This is a genomic window from Slackia isoflavoniconvertens, from assembly GCF_003725955.1.
Classification (GTDB): domain Bacteria; phylum Actinomycetota; class Coriobacteriia; order Coriobacteriales; family Eggerthellaceae; genus Slackia; species Slackia isoflavoniconvertens.
Genome location: NZ_QIBZ01000003.1, coordinates 140,192 through 157,589 on the forward strand (window position 1 = coordinate 140,192; position 17,398 = coordinate 157,589).

Below are 17,398 nucleotides of genomic sequence, written 5' to 3' on the forward strand. Positions count from 1 at the left end.
ATTCCTTCAAGCAAAACAAAAGGAACGGCCCCTTACGGGACCGTTCCTTTTTTCCACCACACGACGGAGGCTCAACCCCGCGTGGAGGAATCGTATCCTTGGTTATCGCCAGGCAAAGAGCCGGAGAAACCTCGCTAGAGTATGCACATTGCGACTGTGACAATCACCAAGCAGATGACCGCCAATATCGCGAGCAGTTTTCCTACCCACTTAAGCCACGTGCCATACTGCACATGAGCAACTGCCAAGCCACCCATAATCGCGCCGCAGGTAGGAGTGAACAGGTTCACGAAGCCATTTGCGGAGCTGAAGATCATGACCATGGTCTCGACCGAGAAACCGAGGTTCGCAGCCAAGGGGCCCATGATGGGCATGGACACGGTTGCCATGCCGGAGCTCGACGGAATCAAGAACGAAAGCACAACGTAGAGCAGCCACGATGCCGGCGCGAAGATGAACGCGGAGACACCCTGCAAAGCGTTGGAAGCATTCAACAGAATCCAGTCAGACATACCGGTTTCAGCCATCAGGATGGAGATACCACGAGCGAGAGCGATAATCATAACAACGCTCATCATGTCTGCGGTGCCGTCGATAAACGCCTTCACCGTTTCAGCCTCGGTAAGACCGCCAACCACGGCGATAATGAGGGCCAGGATGAAGAACCAGCACGCAGCCTCAACGAAGTACCATTCACCGAGCGGAAGGCCGGTGATAACGGCAGACCAGCCGAGGAAGATTTCAACACCGAAGTCTTCCCAAGGAATGAAGCTGATGACCATCACGATGAATGCGATGGCGAACACGATCAGGGCACCCTTCTGACGACCGGTAAGCTTGACGTCCTCGAGAGCGTTGTCCTTGCCGAAGTTCTCTTTCTCAGCTTCCTGCTCCTGCAGAGACAGAATCGTCGAACCCCTGTCCTTCTTCACCTTGGCGGCATACTTCATGACGTAGATGATAGACACAGCCGTGGTGGAAATCCAGAGGATGGCGCCCAGAGCGATGATGATACCCTGGTTCACCTGAATGCCAGCGTCAACGAGCGAAGATACCGCAGCGCCAACGGCGAACGGGTTAACCGTAGAGCCCAAAACACCGCAGCCAGCACCCAACAGAACAACTGCCGAGCCAACCATCGCATCGAAGCCAGCAGCATACATGGTTGCTGCAAGCAGAACGTAGAACGGCACGGTTTCTTCGCACATGCCGTAGGTGGTACCGCCGATGGAGAACAGAATCATAAGAATGGGAATGAGAACGAGCTCATTGCCCTTGAGCTTCTTCACGAGCACGGCAATGCCGTTGTCGAGAGCGCCCGTCTTGGTCATAACGCCCAAGAAGCCGCCCAGGATCATAACGAAGAAGCAGACCTCAAGTGCGCCGCCCGGGAAGGTGTCGGGGTTCGCAGCACCTTCAACAATATCGGTAGGAGCACCAGTGAAGCCATAAATCGGAGATGTCAAAATGTTTGACAGAGATGCAGCCGTAACAGTACCGCCCGTGGCTGCCGCGGCAATCCACGAAATAACGGCCAGAACGACCAAAAGGATGAGCAAAATACTAAAGGAGCTAATGGGTTCCTTTTTTTTCTTAGTCTTCTCAGCCATGGGAGTCCCCTTTCCTGGGAGAGCACCCGCGCAACCTTTTCGGTTTCCCCTGCGCGAATGCTCCCTCCCCCGAGCGACCAGCCCGGAGGAGGGGGATTGATCGGCTTAGGCGGTAATGGTAGTACCGGTCAAGCCATTAATTGCATCTTTGGCCTTGTCCAAAGACGTGATGAGGGCTTTACCCTGCGGGTATTCCCCGACATACTCAAGGCATGCCTCAACCTTCGGCAACATGGAGCCCGGCGCAAACTGGCCCTGCTCGATGTATTCCTGAGCCTTGGCGGTATCCATCGTGTCGATATCGGCCTGCTCGGGAGTGTTGAAGTTGATGGCGACCTTCTCGACAGCGGTGAGAATCACCAGCATGTCGGCCTTGAAGGTGGCAGCCATCATGGCAGCGGAGCGGTCCTTGTCGATAACGGCAGGAACGCCTTCGTAAGTATCGTTGCGCTCGAACACCGGCACGCCGCCGCCGCCCGTGCAAACAACGATGTAGCCGTCGTCGAAGAGGTCCTGAATTGCGTCGCTCTCAACGATGCGGCGGGGCTTCGGAGAAGCAACCACCTGACGCCAACCACGGCCGGCATCTTCCTTGAAGGTGTAGCCGGTCTCGGCAGCCTTAGCCTTGGCCTCTTCCTCAGTCAGGAAGGCACCAACAGGCTTGGTGGGATTCTGGAAAGCCGGATCGTCGGGATACACAACGGTCTGCGTAACCACGTTAGCGGTGGAGCGCATGATGCCGCGACGACGAAGCTCGTTCAGAATAGCCTGCGAAAGCTGGTAGCCAATGTAGCCCTGGCTCATAGCGCCAGCCTCAGGGAAGGGCATTTCAGGCGTTTTTTCGTCATGCTGAGATGCGAAAGCAAACGCGTTGTTGATCATGCCGACCTGAGGGCCGTTACCGTGAGTGACGATGACGTTGTTGCCTTCAGCAACCATGTCAACGATGCAGGCTGCAGTGTGCTTTACGAGCTCAAGCTGCTCTTGGGGCGTATTGCCCAGGGCATTGCCGCCCAGCGCGATGACAATACGCTTTCCATCTGACTTAATGTAAGGCATTGCGAATCTCCTGCTACTACTTCAGGGTGGCGTACATGACAGCCTTGATGGTGTGCATACGGTTCTCAGCCTCGTCGAAGACCTTGGACTGCTTCGACTCGAAGACCTCGTCGGTAACTTCCATCTCGGTGATGCCGAACTGCTCGGCCTTCTGAGCACCAATCGTGGTGTTGGTGTCGTGGAAAGCAGGCAGGCAGTGCAGGAAGATGGCTTCCGGCTTGGCGAGAGCCATGAGCTCGGCGGTCACGCGATAAGGCTCGAGCTCCTTGATGCGCTCAGCCCAAACCTCGTCGGGCTCGCCCATGGAGACCCAAACGTCGGTGTAGATAACGTCGGCGTTGGTGCAGGCTTCCTTGGGATCGTCGGTGAGAAGGATGGTGCAACCGTTCTCAGCAGCGATCGGCTTGCAAGCCTCGACCACGTCGTCGCCAGGCATGCAGTGCTTCGGGCCGCAAGCCACGAAGTTCATGCCGAGCTTGGAGCACACGACCATCAGGGAGCGAGCAACGTTGTTCTTGCAGTCGCCCATGAAGACGAGAGTGCGGCCTTTGATGTCGTAGTTGAAGTTCTCCTGGACGGTGAGGATGTCGGCGAGCATCTGGGTGGGATGCCACTCAGTGGTCAGGCCGTTCCATACGGGCACGCCAGCGTTGGCGGCCAAATCTTCAACGTCAGTCTGGGCAAAGCCGCGGAACTCGATGCCGTCATACATACGGCCGAGAACGCGAGCGGTGTCCTCAATGGACTCCTTCTTGCCCATCTGAGAGCTGTTGGGATCAAGATAGGTGACGCCCATGCCCAAATCCATTGCGCCAACTTCGAATGCGCAACGGGTACGGGTGGAGGTCTTCTGGAAGAGCAGAACGATGTTCTTGCCCTCGAGGTAACGATGCGGAACGCCCGCGCGCTTCATATCTTTGAAGTTCTTGGAGAGCTTCAGCAGGTATTCGATCTCCTCGGTGGAGAAGTCGAGCAGACGGAGGAACGGACGACCAGAAAGATTAACACCCATTTTGATTCCTTTCTTGGGTTGAAGGGAAAATCCCTTCCTTGAGCCTCATGCAGGCCCTGCGACACTCGTATCGCAGGGCCTGCTCTTAAGCAGCTAAGCCGCTTAATGACAGAGTTTGATGCGCGCTAGAAACTAGAGATCTTCGCGCTGGAACGGCATGCTCATGCAACGCGGGCCGCCACGACCACGGGACAGCTCTGCCGAAGGAACAACCAGCAGGTTGAGACCTTCCTTGTAGAGCACCTCGTTGGTGACGTTGTTGCGCTGATACACGCAAATGGTGCCAGGCTCGACGCACAGGGTGTTCGAACCATCGTTCCACTGCTCGCGGGCTGCCGCAATGGGATCGCCGCCGCCGCAGGGGATGAGCTTGATGCCGTCGACGCCGGTGGCGTACTCGAGAATCTTCTCAAGGGAGTCAGTATGCTCCTTGATGTCGACTTCGCCCTCGACTGCGCCCTTGGTCATCTCGTAGACACGCAGGGTGCCCATGATGGCCGGGTGAATGGTGAACTTGTCGACGTCGATCTGCGTGAAGACCGTGTCGAGGTGCATGAATGCACGGCTCGCCGGAATGTCGAACGCGAAAATCTTCTCAATCTCGCAGCCCTCGGTCTTCCAGAAGATGTTCTGGGCCATGAGGTCGATAGCCGCAGCCTGGGTACGCTGGGAGATGCCAACAGCCAGATCGGTGCGAGTGAGGTTGAGCACGTCGCCGCCCTCGGTGTGGAACGGAGCGTCGCGGCGGAACCACAACGGGGTGCCCTTGTAATCGGGATGGTACTTGAAGATGTACTTGCCGTAGAGCGTCTCACGATTACGGGTGACGGAGTACATGCGGTTCAAGTTCACGCCGTTGCCCACGCACGCGAACGGGTCGCGGGTGAAGTACAGGTTCGGCATGGGGTCGATGATCAGGTCGCTCTGCTTGTCACTGTGATCGCTGACCAGATCGTCAAGGGTGGCGGACGATGCGAGCGGCATGTCGATTTCGCTCTTGGCAACGCCAGCCATCGTCTTCTTCACGAATTCCAGGTCGTCCGTGAAGGTGTTCAGATACTCGCGAACGATCGCGGGCATCTTCTGGCCATGAATGCCAGCCTCGGCCAAGTACTGGTCGAGGAACTCGTCACGAGCACCGGGGTTCGCTGCGAAAGCTTCTGCGACGAGCTTCTCGAGATACAGAACCTCGACGCCCTGCTCGCGAAGAATCTCAGCAAAGCGGTCATGCTCTTGCTGGGCGACTTCCAGGTACGGAACGTCGTCAAAGAGCAGACGCTCAAGCTCATCGGGCGGAAGATTGAGCAACTCGTCGCCGGGGCGATGCAGACACACCTTCTTCAGCTTACCGATTTCGCTCGTTACATGAATACCATTCATACGAGCCTCCTTTTTCCTCTCTCTTGTCGGTCTTCCCAAAGCCGACATCTGCATAATGACACCCAAATTTGGAAAGCGCAAGGACTTTTTTTAAGCTCCTGACCTGGTGTAACACACTTAGTTGTATTCTTGGCTTCTTTTATGCATTTCAAAACCCTGTCACACGTAGGGTTTGGATAAAAACGCGCTTTTTTGTATATCTTTTTTGAAGATTTATATTGCAGTACCTATCTATTCCTGCAAATCTATCGCTTATAGACAAGGATTTACCGTATTATATGCAAATTGTTTGCATATATGCATACCGAATATCGCCCAGAATTGGCTGTTTTGTATAGCATAAGTCATTATATGCATTACGATGTATATGAAGGGCATTAATTGCTGAATGATATGAAAACTAATATGTCATGCGCGCATAAAGACGTTTAAAAAAAGGCCATTCGCAGGGAATGGCCTTTGCCTAGAGCCCGCTTCCCCTCCTATAAGCAGGGCTCTTAGTTCACCGAAGCTTTAAAAGGCTCCGTGTATGAGTGCATTCTACAACGCCTCGGTTGCTGAAGGGGCGAGATTGCCCCGAAATATCGCCGGTCCCTACCCCAATCGCGAATAATTGGGGTAAAAGCAGTATCAAATAGGAGCCTCGAAGCCCAACGGCGCCGCCTCGGCAAGCTTCCTCTGCGTCGACAATCAATCGCCGCAAACCGCAAGAGCCCACAAGCGTACAAGATTCCCCAGAGCACGCGGAGTTTTGGCAAAAGAATCGCAGAATGCAAGAAAGCCTTCGCGGTTTCACACCGCGAAGGCTTTCTGTTCGTGAGTCTATAAATGCGCTGCTTCGATGCCGCGCTACAGCGCGCGGCGGCTTTCAATGGCCCGGCCGAGCGTCACCTCGTCGGCAAATTCAAGATCGCCGCCAACGGGCAGGCCGCTTGCAAGGCGCGTGACTTTAATGCCGAGCGGCTTGATAAGGCGCGCCAAATACGCCGCGGTCGTCTCGCCCTCCACATTGGGATTGGTGGCGAACACCACCTCGGCCACGCTCTCGTCAGACAACCGCGCCATAAGCTCGGTTATGTGCAAATCATCGGGACCAACACCGTCCATGGGGGAAAGAGCGCCGCCAAGCACGTGGTAGAGGCCCGAATACGCTGCAGTTCGCTCAATCGCCGACACGTCGCGAGGCTCGCTCACGACGCATATCGTAGAGGCATCGCGGCTCGCCGAGGCGCACACCTCGCACACATCGCCTTCCGCGTAATTGAAGCACCGAGAGCAAAAATGCACCGCATCTTTCACTTCGACGATCGCGTCAGCGAGGCGCAACGCGGAGTCGCGCGGAGAATTGAGCAGCCAGTACGCGATACGCTGGGCACTTTTTGGGCCTACGCCCGGCATGCGCTCAAGCTCGTCGAGCAGCTTTTGGATGGCCGGAGCCGATTCCACGAATAACGCCCGCTTACATCAAGCCGGGGATATTCATGCCGCCCGTGGCCTGGCCAATGCGGGCGGAACCCTGGGCGGAAACAGCGCGCAGAGCCTCGTTCACGGCGGCGCACACCATGTCCTGCAGCATGTCGGCATCTTCGGGGTCGATCGCGGCGGGATCGATGGTGATGGACTGCACCGTCATATCGCCCTGGGCGACAACCTTCACCATGCCGCCGCCGGCGGTGGCCTCGGCGGTCATCGTTTTGATTTCTTCCTGGGCCTTCGCAAGCTCGGCCTGCATCTTCTGCGCCTGGCGCATCATTTGCTTCATATCCATGAACGTTTCTCCTTTTGATACACGCCACGCTGCCGCGGCGATTTCACACTGGCTTGAAAGCCTACCATATTCCGCGCGAACGCATTCGCTTGGGAAAGGTTTCGCGCAAGGTCATCGCTCTTCTGTAACCTTGTCCATATTCACGCCGAATGACGCGAAAATCTCCTCGACCGACATTTCGCCCGAAGCTCCAGCGGATGCACCCGCGTATTCGGCGGGCTCGCGGGAGCCCTGCCCGCCACCGATGCCCTGCGGCATCGCGCGATTCGCAAACGGGTTCGGACGCGAAGGCGGCGCGGGAATGGGCGCGGGCGGTTCAGCGGGAAACTCAGGTTCCGCGACTGGCGCAAGCTGCGACTCAGCCTCCGCTGCTGCAACGGGCGCGGGCTGAACGGATTGGGCCAAAGACAAGCTGTCGGAAGAAGACTCTCCCTCCCCTTCTTGTCCACCGCCACAGCCCTCGCGCAATGCATCAAGGTCGCGGCCCTCAAGCAGCTTCGCATCTTGAGGCATTGGCCAGCCTTTGGGCTTCACCATGCCCTTGGCCTTTTTCTTCGGGTCGGGGGCAGAATCGAAGCCAAGCTCCAGCGCCACAGGGAACGGGTCAACCGGATCGGGGCCCACCACGAGCATCGCATCGCCGAATTCCGCAACCGCCTCGGCGAGCTTGTCGACAGCAGTTTTGCGCTTCTTCGCGGGCGCGCTTTCAGGCGCGGTCTTCGGCGCCTGGCCAGCGCTCGAAGAAACGGTTGGCTCGGTTGCCCGAGCCGTCGCCTCGGGCTGCGCTGGCACTCCCCTTCCGATGCCTTCAGGCATTTTCCTTCCTGCGAAGGGATTGTTTTTCGCAGGTTTCGCGAAGACGGCAGGCTCGCTAGGCTGGGACGCGGCTTCCCGATGCGACGGCGCCCCAACGATTAGGCTCGCATCAGGCTCAGTAAAAGGGGACTGCTCCTCTTCCGGCATGTAGGCAGCGATATCGGCATCGGTGTACGGCACCACGTCATCTTCCCACGGCGGTGCGGCGACGGCCTGCGGCGCTTGGCGCGAAGGACCGGCCGAATGCACCTGGGCTCGAACCGATTGCTGAGCGCGGTGCACAGCAGTCGAAGCAGCCGAAGCAGCCGGAACAGCCGGAGCAGTGGGCGTCGGCGCGGACGCAGATGCGACGGGAGCAGCGCCACCGGCCGCAGAACCCTGAGTCACGCGGAACGGAACGGGGCCGCCGAATGATGCGGAAAGCGCCGACTCGATTGCGGCGGTAATGTCGGGTTTCTGGGCGGCAGAAAACGCGAACGAATTCTCGGGCGAGAATTCGATGGCAATTCCCGACGCATCAGGCTCAGCCACGATACGCGCCGAAAGCAGCAACGCGCCATAAGCGGCTCGCTGGCGCTTCAAATCGGCAAGCGCGGTTTGCCATCCGCGCTGCAGGGCGGCCGGGTTGGAAAGTTTCGCCTTCACGTCGCTCGACACAACAGCGGGAGCAGCAGAAACAGCGGCGGGCGCAGCGGGGGCCGCCGTGGCGGAAGCGGCGGCAACAGGAGCAGCGGCAGGCGCCGCAGCGCGCGCTGGTGCCGCAGCTTGAGCCTGCGGAGCAAAGCCTTGCGACTGCGGCCGATCTTGAGGAACAGCCGTACGTTGGGCGCGGCGACGCTCGAGCTGGGCGCGAAATTCCGCTGCCTTGTCAACCATGGCAGTACCCTGCGAAGCAGGCTGCGCCGCCGACTGCGTTTGCGCAGGTCGCGGCATGGAACGCTGGAATTGGCTAGCTTGGACGGGCGACGACGGCGCGGCAGGCTGGGCTGCCGTAGGTTGAACTTGGGCGGGCGACGGGACCACTGCGGGCTGGGCGGTTGCAGCGGGAGCCGCAGTGGGCTGTCTATACCCTGCATTCGCTGCAGGAGGAACGCTCGCCGGCTGCTGCGCCATGGCGGCAGGCTGAGCTGCAGCAGGTGCTGCAGCCGCGCCCTGCGCCAGCGCGCGCTCGAGTACTTCGACGCGCGCAGCAAGCGATTCAAGCGTAAGGTCGCTTTGCGGGCGCACCATGCGCGTGAGGCCAATCTCAAACGACAGGCGCGGATTGGTCGACGTGCGCAATTCCGTATTCAAATCGCCCAGCACGCGCAAGATATACGCGAGGCGATCGATTCCAAACATTTGAGCCTCGCCCGACATGCGCGGCAGCGAGCTTTGCGGCGCGTTCACGGCAACCGCCCCATCAGTGAGCGACAGCACATACAAATCGCGCACGTACGCGGCCAAGTCGCGCACGAATCGAGCCAAGTCGGCGCCCGTTTCCACATATTCGGAAACCCAGGTGAAGCACGCCGCCGCATCGCGCGTGGCAATCGATCGAACAATGCCGCTCATATCGTCGACGTCGAGCGAGCCCAGAACATCGTTGGCAACTTCCATGGTCACGTTGCCGTCGCCGAACGCGATAAGCTGTTCGAGCATGGTAAGCGCATCGCGCATTCCGCCCTGGGCGCGATGCGCCACCAAATCAAGGGCGTCGCCTTCGAACTGCACGTCTTCCGCCGTGCACACAGCACCAAGGCGGGCGATGATTTCCTCGTTGCTCAGACGGTGGAAATCAAAGCGCTGACAGCGCGATTGAATGGTTTCGGGAACTTTTTGAGGATCGGTGGTGCACATGATGAACACCACGTGGCTCGGGGGTTCTTCGAGCGTTTTCAGCAGCGCGTTAAACGCCGCGATCGAGAGCATGTGAACCTCGTCGATGATATAGACCTTGTAGCGCCCGCGCGTGGGAGCATATTGAACGCGACCGATAATTTCCTCGCGCACATTATCGACGCCCGTGCGGCTTGCCGCGTCAAGCTCGTAGACATCGGGATGGTTGCCCTCGGCAATGGCGAGGCACTGTTCGCACGTGCCATCAGGAGCGGGCGTGGGCCCCTTCTCGCACAAAAGCGCCTTGGCGAGCAGACGCGCCGTCGTGGTTTTGCCCGTGCCGCGGGGGCCGCAGAACATGTAGGCGTGGCCTACTTTGTCTTGCTCGATGGCGTTTTTGAGCGTGCGCTCGATATGGGTTTGGCCCACCACGTCTTCAAACGTTTGCGGGCGGTACTTGCGGTATAAGGCTTCCGACATCGCGTAGGTCCTTCGCATTCGTGTGCGGCGCTCGCGGCGCCTTGTGCATTCCGCCCTATTATAGAAGAAGCGCCCGGGGTTGCCGGACGCTTCTGAAAGAGTTCGCCGTATTGATAGAAGCTCGCTCGCTAGATTTTCTTCGAGATAGTGCTGCCGCAGGTATAGGACGCATCGTCGGTTTGCACCGATGCGTTGTAGACAATCATCCCATTCTCGGTGTACCCATCGCCGCCAGCAAATATGCCTACGACCATCGGTTTGCCGTTTGAGGCCGTGCCCGTAAGCGTTGCCGTCACGCGATGCTTACCCTCTTCGGTGGGTGCAGAATACAGTGTGCCTTCCACTGTGGCATCGATCGTGACATCGGTATCGTCGGTAACGCTTCGCAGAGCGGCAGCGGCGGCATGGTTAGAATGCTTGCCGCGCGTCCAAGTAACGTTCGCGGTTACTTCGCCCGTTTTCTCATCGAGGCTCACGATGTCGATCTTAGTAAGGCAGCCTCCCTTGTCGGTATCGGCATCGAACTGATCATACGTCGCCACGAGCGGGCTGTAGCTCACGGCGGCAGAGCTGTTTGCGCTGGCATCGGGCGCCCACGACGTGCCATCGAAGCGATAGACGTACTTTACATCGCCCTGCACACTTTCAAACCATTCGGGCTCGTACGCCACCGAAACGGTGCACGTTTGAGCTTCTTCGTCAAAATCGACGTCTTGAATATTTTTCAAATCAGACGAGCTCAACGTGCCCTGGGGGTCATATACGATACCCGAAACGGCCTTCGTCGAAGCGTTCGATGTCTCAAAGTTCGGCATATAGGAATCGCCGTCTTTCGCATAGGTTGCCACAACGTCCATCGTGGTGCGGAAGGCGCTGTTCTCAAACGTCGCCTTGGCATTGAACACATTCGCGCCGTCGTCAGCCACGTGGGAATCGGAAACATCGAACGCAGTAAGCGCGTAATTGTTGTTGTCAACGTAAGGGCTTTGCACCAAAACGCCATCGGCTATCAGGGATTGCTCGGTCGCCTCAAAATCGCTTTGCACCTGCGACTGCTCAACTTCCACCTTCGGAGAAGCGCAGCCGGCAAGGGCAGCAAGCGCGCAGGCCGCAAACGCAATCGCAACAGTGGCACGCAGCCATGAGGCATGGTTCATTTTCAAACGCTTCATTTGCATCACAACTTCCACGACGCAACCCAAATACCTTGGGCATTCATCCAGCCTTCTGAAGTAACAGGCGCGGCACCGCCCACCGCCTCGGCGGTACCGTACACAAGGCCACCTGCGGCAACAAGGGATTGATCGTCGGAATTGAAGTTATCCAAACGAGGAACAGCCGTCCATGCGCCGGAATCGTCGATGATGCCCCAATCGTCTGTCGCGAAATCTTTTGCATACGCCATGCCATCGGCAAACGGCTTGGCTTCCGAGAAGAGCGGCTGAATCTTCCATTCGCCCGATTTCGCATCGAGGTAACCCCACAGGCCCGAAACCGAATCCTGCGCAGCAACCATTCCGCCGCCCGCGTGGTTAATGCCGCCCCACAAGTCGACAAGCGTTGCCCATTGCGTAGACTTCGCTGTCGGGTCTTTCACGAGGGCGCCCGTTTTATCGATAAGACCATATGCCGTGGTGCCACCCATGCCAGTGTAACCTGCTTTGGCCCACATATCGACGCCCTGCAACTCTATAGTGGCATATCCGTCGTAAAACGGTCCCGCGTCAACAATGCTCACGCCATCGTGGCCAGAACTCGCGCTGAGCGCTTCGTTGCCTTTGCTGTCGATGTAGATAGCCTTGCCATCTTTGATGCCTTCGAAGCCCACGCCATCGTGGAAGAAGATGGGCTGCTTATAACAATAGCGATCGGTTTCGGTAGAGCTTTTCGCTGAGTCGAGCGCCCACGCACCGTTCTTATCAATCGCAGCATAGTGATTATTGTGCTTGATGCCGTTTTTCTCGTCGTCGAGCTTGCCCGAAACGAACGCCACGCCGTCACTGAACGACGTGGCGGCAATGTAACCGCTCGCCACGAGTTCGCCTTGGGCATTTACGAAACCTGCACCCTTGTCTTCAGAGTACACCAGGCCAAGCCCATCGCTGAACATGCGCGCTTGCTCGTATTCGGGCTCGATAGCCCATTCGCCCGACTTGTCAATATAGCCCCATTTTTCGGTATCGGGATCTTGTGCAGGGAACGGATCATCGTTCATCACGCCGCCCGGCAAATCATAGGCGCATCCAAAATCGGGGAAATAGGACTTTGTCCCGTTGTTCGGCGAATACGTCGTCACAAGACTGGGCGATTGCCCCGGCAAACTTCCAAGTGACTCGAACTGGCACGGAATCACTTGCGTCCCCGCCGCATCGACAAAGCCCCATAAATTCGTTTCGGAATCTCGCACCGCATATAAATAGCTGCTGCTTTGTACATTCTGCGCGTTTGCCGTCTGCGATTGGGATTCCGTTTCAGAAGCATATGCTACCTGATTGCACGGTACTCCCGCAGCCAAGCAGGCTGCAGCGAGCATGCATGCAACAGAAATGCCAGCAGCTGCAAAACCGCGTATGCGCAGCACATTTTTTGCAACGCCCATATGCGTTCCCACCTTTCCTTCGCTGTTTCCTTTATCTGCATTATAGAAATTACAGGCAGCGGTGTTAGGAGGTTTTAAGCGGGTAAATTTATTTTTACCTTAGCCCAAAACTTCGGAACGCGCTTTCGCGAGCGACACGCCCAGAAAAGAGGCTCCGTGGCAAAGAACGTGCGCCCCCGCCCGCGCCAATACAGAAAAGGCGTGTCCCGAGGAGCACGCCTTTGAATGTGTATATAGGTACGGTACGACCAAGTCGCGTTATTTCGCATGCTTGGAATGCGCTGCGGCAGGGCAGCATTACTTCGCGTGCTTGGCGTTCTTCGTTTTGTCGCCCTTCTTCGAACTCATCGCCGCTTTCACCGCGCCGATAAACGCAGGCGCCACCGACACCGCGACAATGCCCAAAACGATGACCTCGAAGTGGTCCTGCACAAATGGGATGCCGCCGAAGAAATAGCCCACGAGCACGAACAGGCTTACCCATGAAATGCCGCCAATGGCGTTGAACAGGGTGAACTTGCCGAAATTCATGTGGCCCGTGCCCGCGATGAACGGCGCAAACGTGCGAAAGAATGGCATGAAACGCGTAATGACGATGGTAAGGCCGCCGTATTTCGCGAAAAAGTGATCGAGCTTGGCCATGCGCTCGGGCGTGAGCGCCTTGATTTTGCCAGAATCGATAATGCGCGCGCCGAAGAAGCGGGCAATCCAGTAGTTCGACGTGTTGCCGAGAATGGCAGCCACATAGAACACGATGAGCGTGGCCCAAATATTCAAGCCGCCGCCGTCGGCAGAAAACACGCCTGCCGCGAACAGAAGCGAGTCGCCCGGCAAAAACGGGAAGAATACCAAGCCCGTTTCAATGAACACGATAAAGAACAGCGGCGTATAGACCCATACCGCACCGAGCGAAATAATCCAGCCAGCAATGGCGCCTCGCGGGTCGGAAAGCAAGTTCAAAAAGAATTGAATGACGTTCACGAATGACCTTTCATCTGGAATAACTCCAAAGAACGATAGCTTGAAGCCGCTTCGTTTCCGAGAAACGTTACCCCGATTTTGCAAAAAGAGGGGCCATATGGCCCCTCAGAACATGCCAATGCATTGGATAGGCGTGGGCGCTCGCCAGAGGCCCCTTATGGCTGCTTCGTCCCCGACCTGACCAGGTTCGGAACATGGCGCCGCCCAAGCCCATCCAAGGCATTTGGAACGTGCCCAGTATACCCGAGCCAACAAAGGGACGAGCCCTTCACCTTCTGCGCAACAAAAAACCCACGGACTCTCCGCGCCCAGCAAAGGCGAATCATAGAACCTCGGAAAGACCGAAGGGCGAAAAGATTGGTCGTTCAATCGACGCCCGCGCTTTGCCGTTGCGCTATACTCTCGCCGTTGAAAGGGGCCACATGAATACGCATGAACACAATTCGCATTTCGCGCTTGCAGCGAGGCATGCGCTTTCCGACCCCCACGCACTCACACCGCTCGTTCTGCTCATGGGCTTTCTGGGCGCTTCCCTTCGCTATGCCCTTGAAGTTGCCCTGCCTGCGCAAGGGGGCTTTCCCGCAGCCACGCTCATCGTGAATATCTTCGGCTGCTTTACTTTAGAAATCATCAACCAATATGTTGGTCGGCGCACGCAGCTGCCCGCGCCCCTTGTAAAATCGATGGGCATTGGACTTGTGGGCGCATTTACCACCATTTCCGCGTTCTCGACCGAATGCCTCGCATTTTTGCAAGCAGGGCGCTACGAGATTTTCGCAGCATACATGGCCGCGACCATCGCGACAACGTTCATTGCGGCACTCGCCGGGCACCGCGCGTCGCGCGCGCTCGAAGCGCATCGTGCCCGTAAGACGGAAGTAGGTGCTGCGCGATGAGCGTACTCTCGTTTTTGGCGGTAGGCCTCGGCGGCGCACTCGGTGCGCTGTGCCGCCATAAAGCCTCAACCTTCATGAAGCTGATTTTCAAAAGCGCGTTCTCCTGGCCCACTTTCTTCATCAACCTGTGCGCCTGTACCATTGCGGGTGCTGCCCTTGCAAGCTCCACGGCCACGAATCAAACCTTTTATACGGCACTGACCATGGGCTTTCTTGGCGGCTTCTCCACGCTTTCGACCATGAATTGCGAAGCTGTCGACCTGATACTTGGCGGAGAGCGCGCTTTGGGTGTTGCGTATGTGGCCGCGACCTATGCGTGCACACTGGGCGCCGCAGCGCTTGGATTCGTCACGGCGCATCACATTCTCTATTAGTTTCTTATCGATACTACAAGATGAAGAACGTCACCGCAATCGCTACCGTAAGCAGAGCTACGCTTACCGCCACGCCAGCGTAATCGCGGGCAGCGAAGGCATATCCGTCATAACCGCTTCGACCGAAAGCGCGATAGCAACCAACAATTTTAGTTGGATTTATAAAAATTAGGTTTCTCAAAGTAACTATTGACGAAGTGCGTATCCTAGATTGCGATTCGCGAAAAGACGCATCCAGATTCGCACGAAAACGCCTGGTCGCGACTTTTGATTCGATGCCTTTCATGCGACAAAACTGGAACAGGGTACACACTTCATAAAACTTTATTTACGATATATAGTTTCTAAAAGAGACTATTATCCAATGCCACCGAGCGCGATACCGAGCACAATCACGAGTGCCGTAAGTCCCACGAATACATAGCGCGCCATGGGCTCAAACCATGCTCCCAAAGGCTTTTTGCGACCGAGCTGCGCTTGAGCCTTTGCGAAACCCTTCGGGCACACCCAGAAGAACATAATCGCCGCACACAGCGCGCCCAGCGGAATCGCGTAAATCGAAACGAAATCCATCCACGCCCCCACGGCGTTGCCGTCTTCGATAAACACGCCTACGCCAAGCGCCACGACGAACACGACGAGAACCGCAGCCCAACGCGGCATATTCAGCTGGCTCTGCAACGCTTCGATGGGCGGCTCGAACAAATTCAACAAGCTCGTAAGCGCAGCGCACGCCACCGCCAAGAAGAACAAGAAGCAGAACAGGCCGCCGAACGGCATATCGGCAAACACCTGGGGCAGCGTGATGAAGAGCAACGGCGGGCCCGAAAGCGGGTCGACGCCAAGCGCGAACACCGCAGGAATAACCACCATGGCGGAAAGCACCGCGGCGAGCGTCGAAAACAGCACCACGTTTTTGGCCGACGACACAACATCGATGTCGTTCTTCAAGTAGCTGCCATACACCAGCGTGCCGCCTCCTGCGAGCGACAACCCAAAAAATGCCTGGCCAAGAGCCAAAACCCACGTTTGCGGATTCGCGAGCGCCTCCCAATGGGGCACAAACAAATACGTATAGCCATCGAGTGCGCCCGGCAGCATGGCCACGCGCACGAGCAGCACGCAGAACAAAATAAAGAAAATGGGCATCATGATTTTATTCAGTCGCTCAATGCCGCGCGATACGCCGAACGCCATAACGGCCAGCGTAATGGCAAGCGCTGCCACATGGTATCCAACGCTGCCAAATGGCCCGGCGATCGAACCGAAGAACGCCGCCATATCGGGCTGCGTCACCAGCGTTCCGCATGCCGCCTCGATGAGGTATTTGATGAACCAGCCGATGACCACGGCATAGCCAATGGCAATGCCGAGCGCGCCCAGCACGGGAATAATGCCAATAACGCGGCCGATTTTGTCACCGTTTTTCACGCCGCGCATTTCAAGCGCCTTCGAAAACGCGCCCATAGGGCCCGTGCCCACGGCGCGGCCAAACGCCATTTCGCCAATGACGCCCGTAATGCCCAGCACCACGACGAAGAACAAATAGGGAATCAGGAACGCCGCGCCGCCGTATTGGGATACGCGATACGGGAACAGCCAAATGCCCGAAAGGCCCACCGCCGAGCCAATGCAGGAAATGATGAATGCGGTTTTGCCGCTGAACGAGTCTCGCGATGTAGTGTTTTCGGCCATAAGGGCCCCTTTCTGAATTGCAACCCGCTCACGATAGCAGACTTCGTGTTCAAGCCGCATGCCAAACGAACATTTCGCTGGCCAATAAGCGCACGAAAGGGCACAGTGGGCCAGGTCGGTACTGGCCAATCAAAGCCGAGGCGTGCAAAACAAGCCCCCATCTGCATAAGCCAGCCCGCCTTCATCGGCGCGAGCGCGCGAGCGCAATCTTTGACTTCCCTCGCCTAGGCCGAAACGCACACTCCCGCAACCGCAAAATGTTACCAAGGTAACGAAACGGCGGCATTTAGCACTCTCACTTGCAGAGTGCTAAAAAGCTCCTATACTGCAAATTGTCAAAAGAAAGAGCGAGGCGATGGCCCCGTACGAGAAAGGCAGTGAGTCATGATGTTGGTACCTGCACGTAGGAACGATTTCTTGAGCGACTTTTTGAGCGACCCTTGGGACATGGGATTCTTTGGGAACCGTCCGCAAGGCCAAAAGCCCGCACCGGCCATGATGAAGACCGACATCAAGGAAACCGAGAAGGCTTTCGAGCTTGACATCGATTTGCCGGGCTTCAAGAAGGAAAACGTTCACGCCGAGTTGCAAGACGGCTACCTTACCGTGAGCGCGAACACCGAAACCGAGACCGAAGACAAGGACGAACAGGGTACCTATCTTCGCAAGGAGCGCTTCACTGGCAGCTGCAGCCGCAGCTTCTATGTTGGTGATGACATTTCCGAAGACGACATTTCCGCGAAATTCGAAAACGGCATCTTGAAGGTTACCGTGCCCAAGAAGCAGCTCCCCGCACCCGAAGAGACCAAAAAGGTCATCGGCATCGAGTAATTGATTTTCCCGAGTCTCCCCTTTCTATAAAAAAGCCGGCCCGCGCAATGCGGGTCGGCTTTTTTTTGCTGCCCATGGG

General features: G+C 57.1%; 14 protein-coding genes and 1 other RNA gene. 3 read left to right on the forward strand and 12 right to left on the reverse strand.

The features are described from left to right. Window positions 1-134: 134 nt before the first annotated feature. From DMP05_RS02450 to ffs, 11 genes are all read right to left on the reverse strand, one after another. Window positions 135-1,610: a YfcC family protein gene (locus DMP05_RS02450; protein ID WP_123218997.1), complete on the reverse strand. Its 1,476-nt coding sequence runs from the start codon at window positions 1,608-1,610 to the stop codon at window positions 135-137. Between the two features lie 105 nt (window positions 1,611-1,715). Beyond that, window positions 1,716-2,669, reverse strand: a complete 954-nt coding sequence (arcC, locus tag DMP05_RS02455) for a carbamate kinase (RefSeq protein WP_114615186.1) — start codon at window positions 2,667-2,669, stop codon at window positions 1,716-1,718. A 16-nt stretch (window positions 2,670-2,685) separates the two neighbouring features. Further along, a complete protein-coding gene (argF, locus tag DMP05_RS02460) occupies window positions 2,686-3,681 on the reverse strand; it encodes an ornithine carbamoyltransferase (protein WP_123218998.1) in 996 nt (331 codons plus the stop codon). Window positions 3,682-3,813: 132 nt separating this feature from the next. Then, the gene (gene arcA, locus DMP05_RS02465) at window positions 3,814-5,061 is read right to left on the reverse strand and encodes an arginine deiminase (RefSeq protein ID WP_123218999.1); all 1,248 of its coding nucleotides are present in this window, start codon (window positions 5,059-5,061) and stop codon (window positions 3,814-3,816) included. Window positions 5,062-5,910: 849 nt separating this feature from the next. Continuing rightward, on the reverse strand, window positions 5,911-6,507 hold the full coding sequence (recR, locus tag DMP05_RS02470; protein ID WP_123219000.1) for a recombination mediator RecR: 597 nt from the start codon (window positions 6,505-6,507) through the stop codon (window positions 5,911-5,913). Window positions 6,508-6,520: 13 nt separating this feature from the next. Continuing rightward, the gene (locus tag DMP05_RS02475; protein WP_114615190.1) at window positions 6,521-6,829 is read right to left on the reverse strand and encodes a YbaB/EbfC family nucleoid-associated protein; all 309 of its coding nucleotides are present in this window, start codon (window positions 6,827-6,829) and stop codon (window positions 6,521-6,523) included. Window positions 6,830-6,940: 111 nt separating this feature from the next. Beyond that, entirely contained in the window at window positions 6,941-9,943 is a 3,003-nt protein-coding gene (dnaX, locus tag DMP05_RS02480) for a DNA polymerase III subunit gamma/tau (RefSeq protein WP_211326833.1), read from the reverse strand. Between the two features lie 128 nt (window positions 9,944-10,071). Continuing rightward, window positions 10,072-11,115: a hypothetical protein gene (locus DMP05_RS02485; RefSeq protein WP_148039678.1), complete on the reverse strand. Its 1,044-nt coding sequence runs from the start codon at window positions 11,113-11,115 to the stop codon at window positions 10,072-10,074. A gap of 5 nt (window positions 11,116-11,120) precedes the next feature. After that, window positions 11,121-12,542 carry a WG repeat-containing protein gene (locus DMP05_RS02490; protein WP_123219002.1) on the reverse strand — a complete coding sequence of 474 codons (1,422 nt, stop codon included), beginning with the start codon at window positions 12,540-12,542 and terminating at the stop codon, window positions 11,121-11,123. A gap of 297 nt (window positions 12,543-12,839) precedes the next feature. Continuing rightward, window positions 12,840-13,523, reverse strand: a complete 684-nt coding sequence (locus DMP05_RS02495) for a VTT domain-containing protein (protein ID WP_123219003.1) — start codon at window positions 13,521-13,523, stop codon at window positions 12,840-12,842. A 122-nt stretch (window positions 13,524-13,645) separates the two neighbouring features. Beyond that, window positions 13,646-13,739, reverse strand: an RNA gene (ffs, locus tag DMP05_RS02500) — signal recognition particle sRNA small type. A gap of 206 nt (window positions 13,740-13,945) precedes the next feature. On the opposite strand from ffs, the gene DMP05_RS02505 reads away from it, so the two are divergent. Further along, window positions 13,946-14,419, forward strand: coding sequence for a fluoride efflux transporter FluC (locus DMP05_RS02505; protein WP_114615195.1), 474 nt, complete (start codon window positions 13,946-13,948; stop codon window positions 14,417-14,419). After that, window positions 14,416-14,793 (forward strand): fluoride efflux transporter FluC, encoded by a 378-nt coding sequence (locus DMP05_RS02510; protein ID WP_123219004.1) that lies wholly within the window; start codon window positions 14,416-14,418, stop codon window positions 14,791-14,793. The genes DMP05_RS02505 and DMP05_RS02510 overlap by 4 nt, the downstream gene beginning before the upstream one ends. Window positions 14,794-15,150: 357 nt before the next feature. Here DMP05_RS02510 and DMP05_RS02515 read toward each other — a convergent pair whose 3' ends face one another. Continuing rightward, window positions 15,151-16,488, reverse strand: a complete 1,338-nt coding sequence (locus DMP05_RS02515; protein WP_123219005.1) for a sodium-dependent transporter — start codon at window positions 16,486-16,488, stop codon at window positions 15,151-15,153. 384 nt (window positions 16,489-16,872) lie between these two features. Here DMP05_RS02515 and DMP05_RS02520 point away from each other — a divergent pair, with 384 nt between their 5' ends. Further along, window positions 16,873-17,319 (forward strand): Hsp20/alpha crystallin family protein, encoded by a 447-nt coding sequence (locus DMP05_RS02520; RefSeq protein ID WP_114615198.1) that lies wholly within the window; start codon window positions 16,873-16,875, stop codon window positions 17,317-17,319. Window positions 17,320-17,398: the final 79 nt, after the last annotated feature.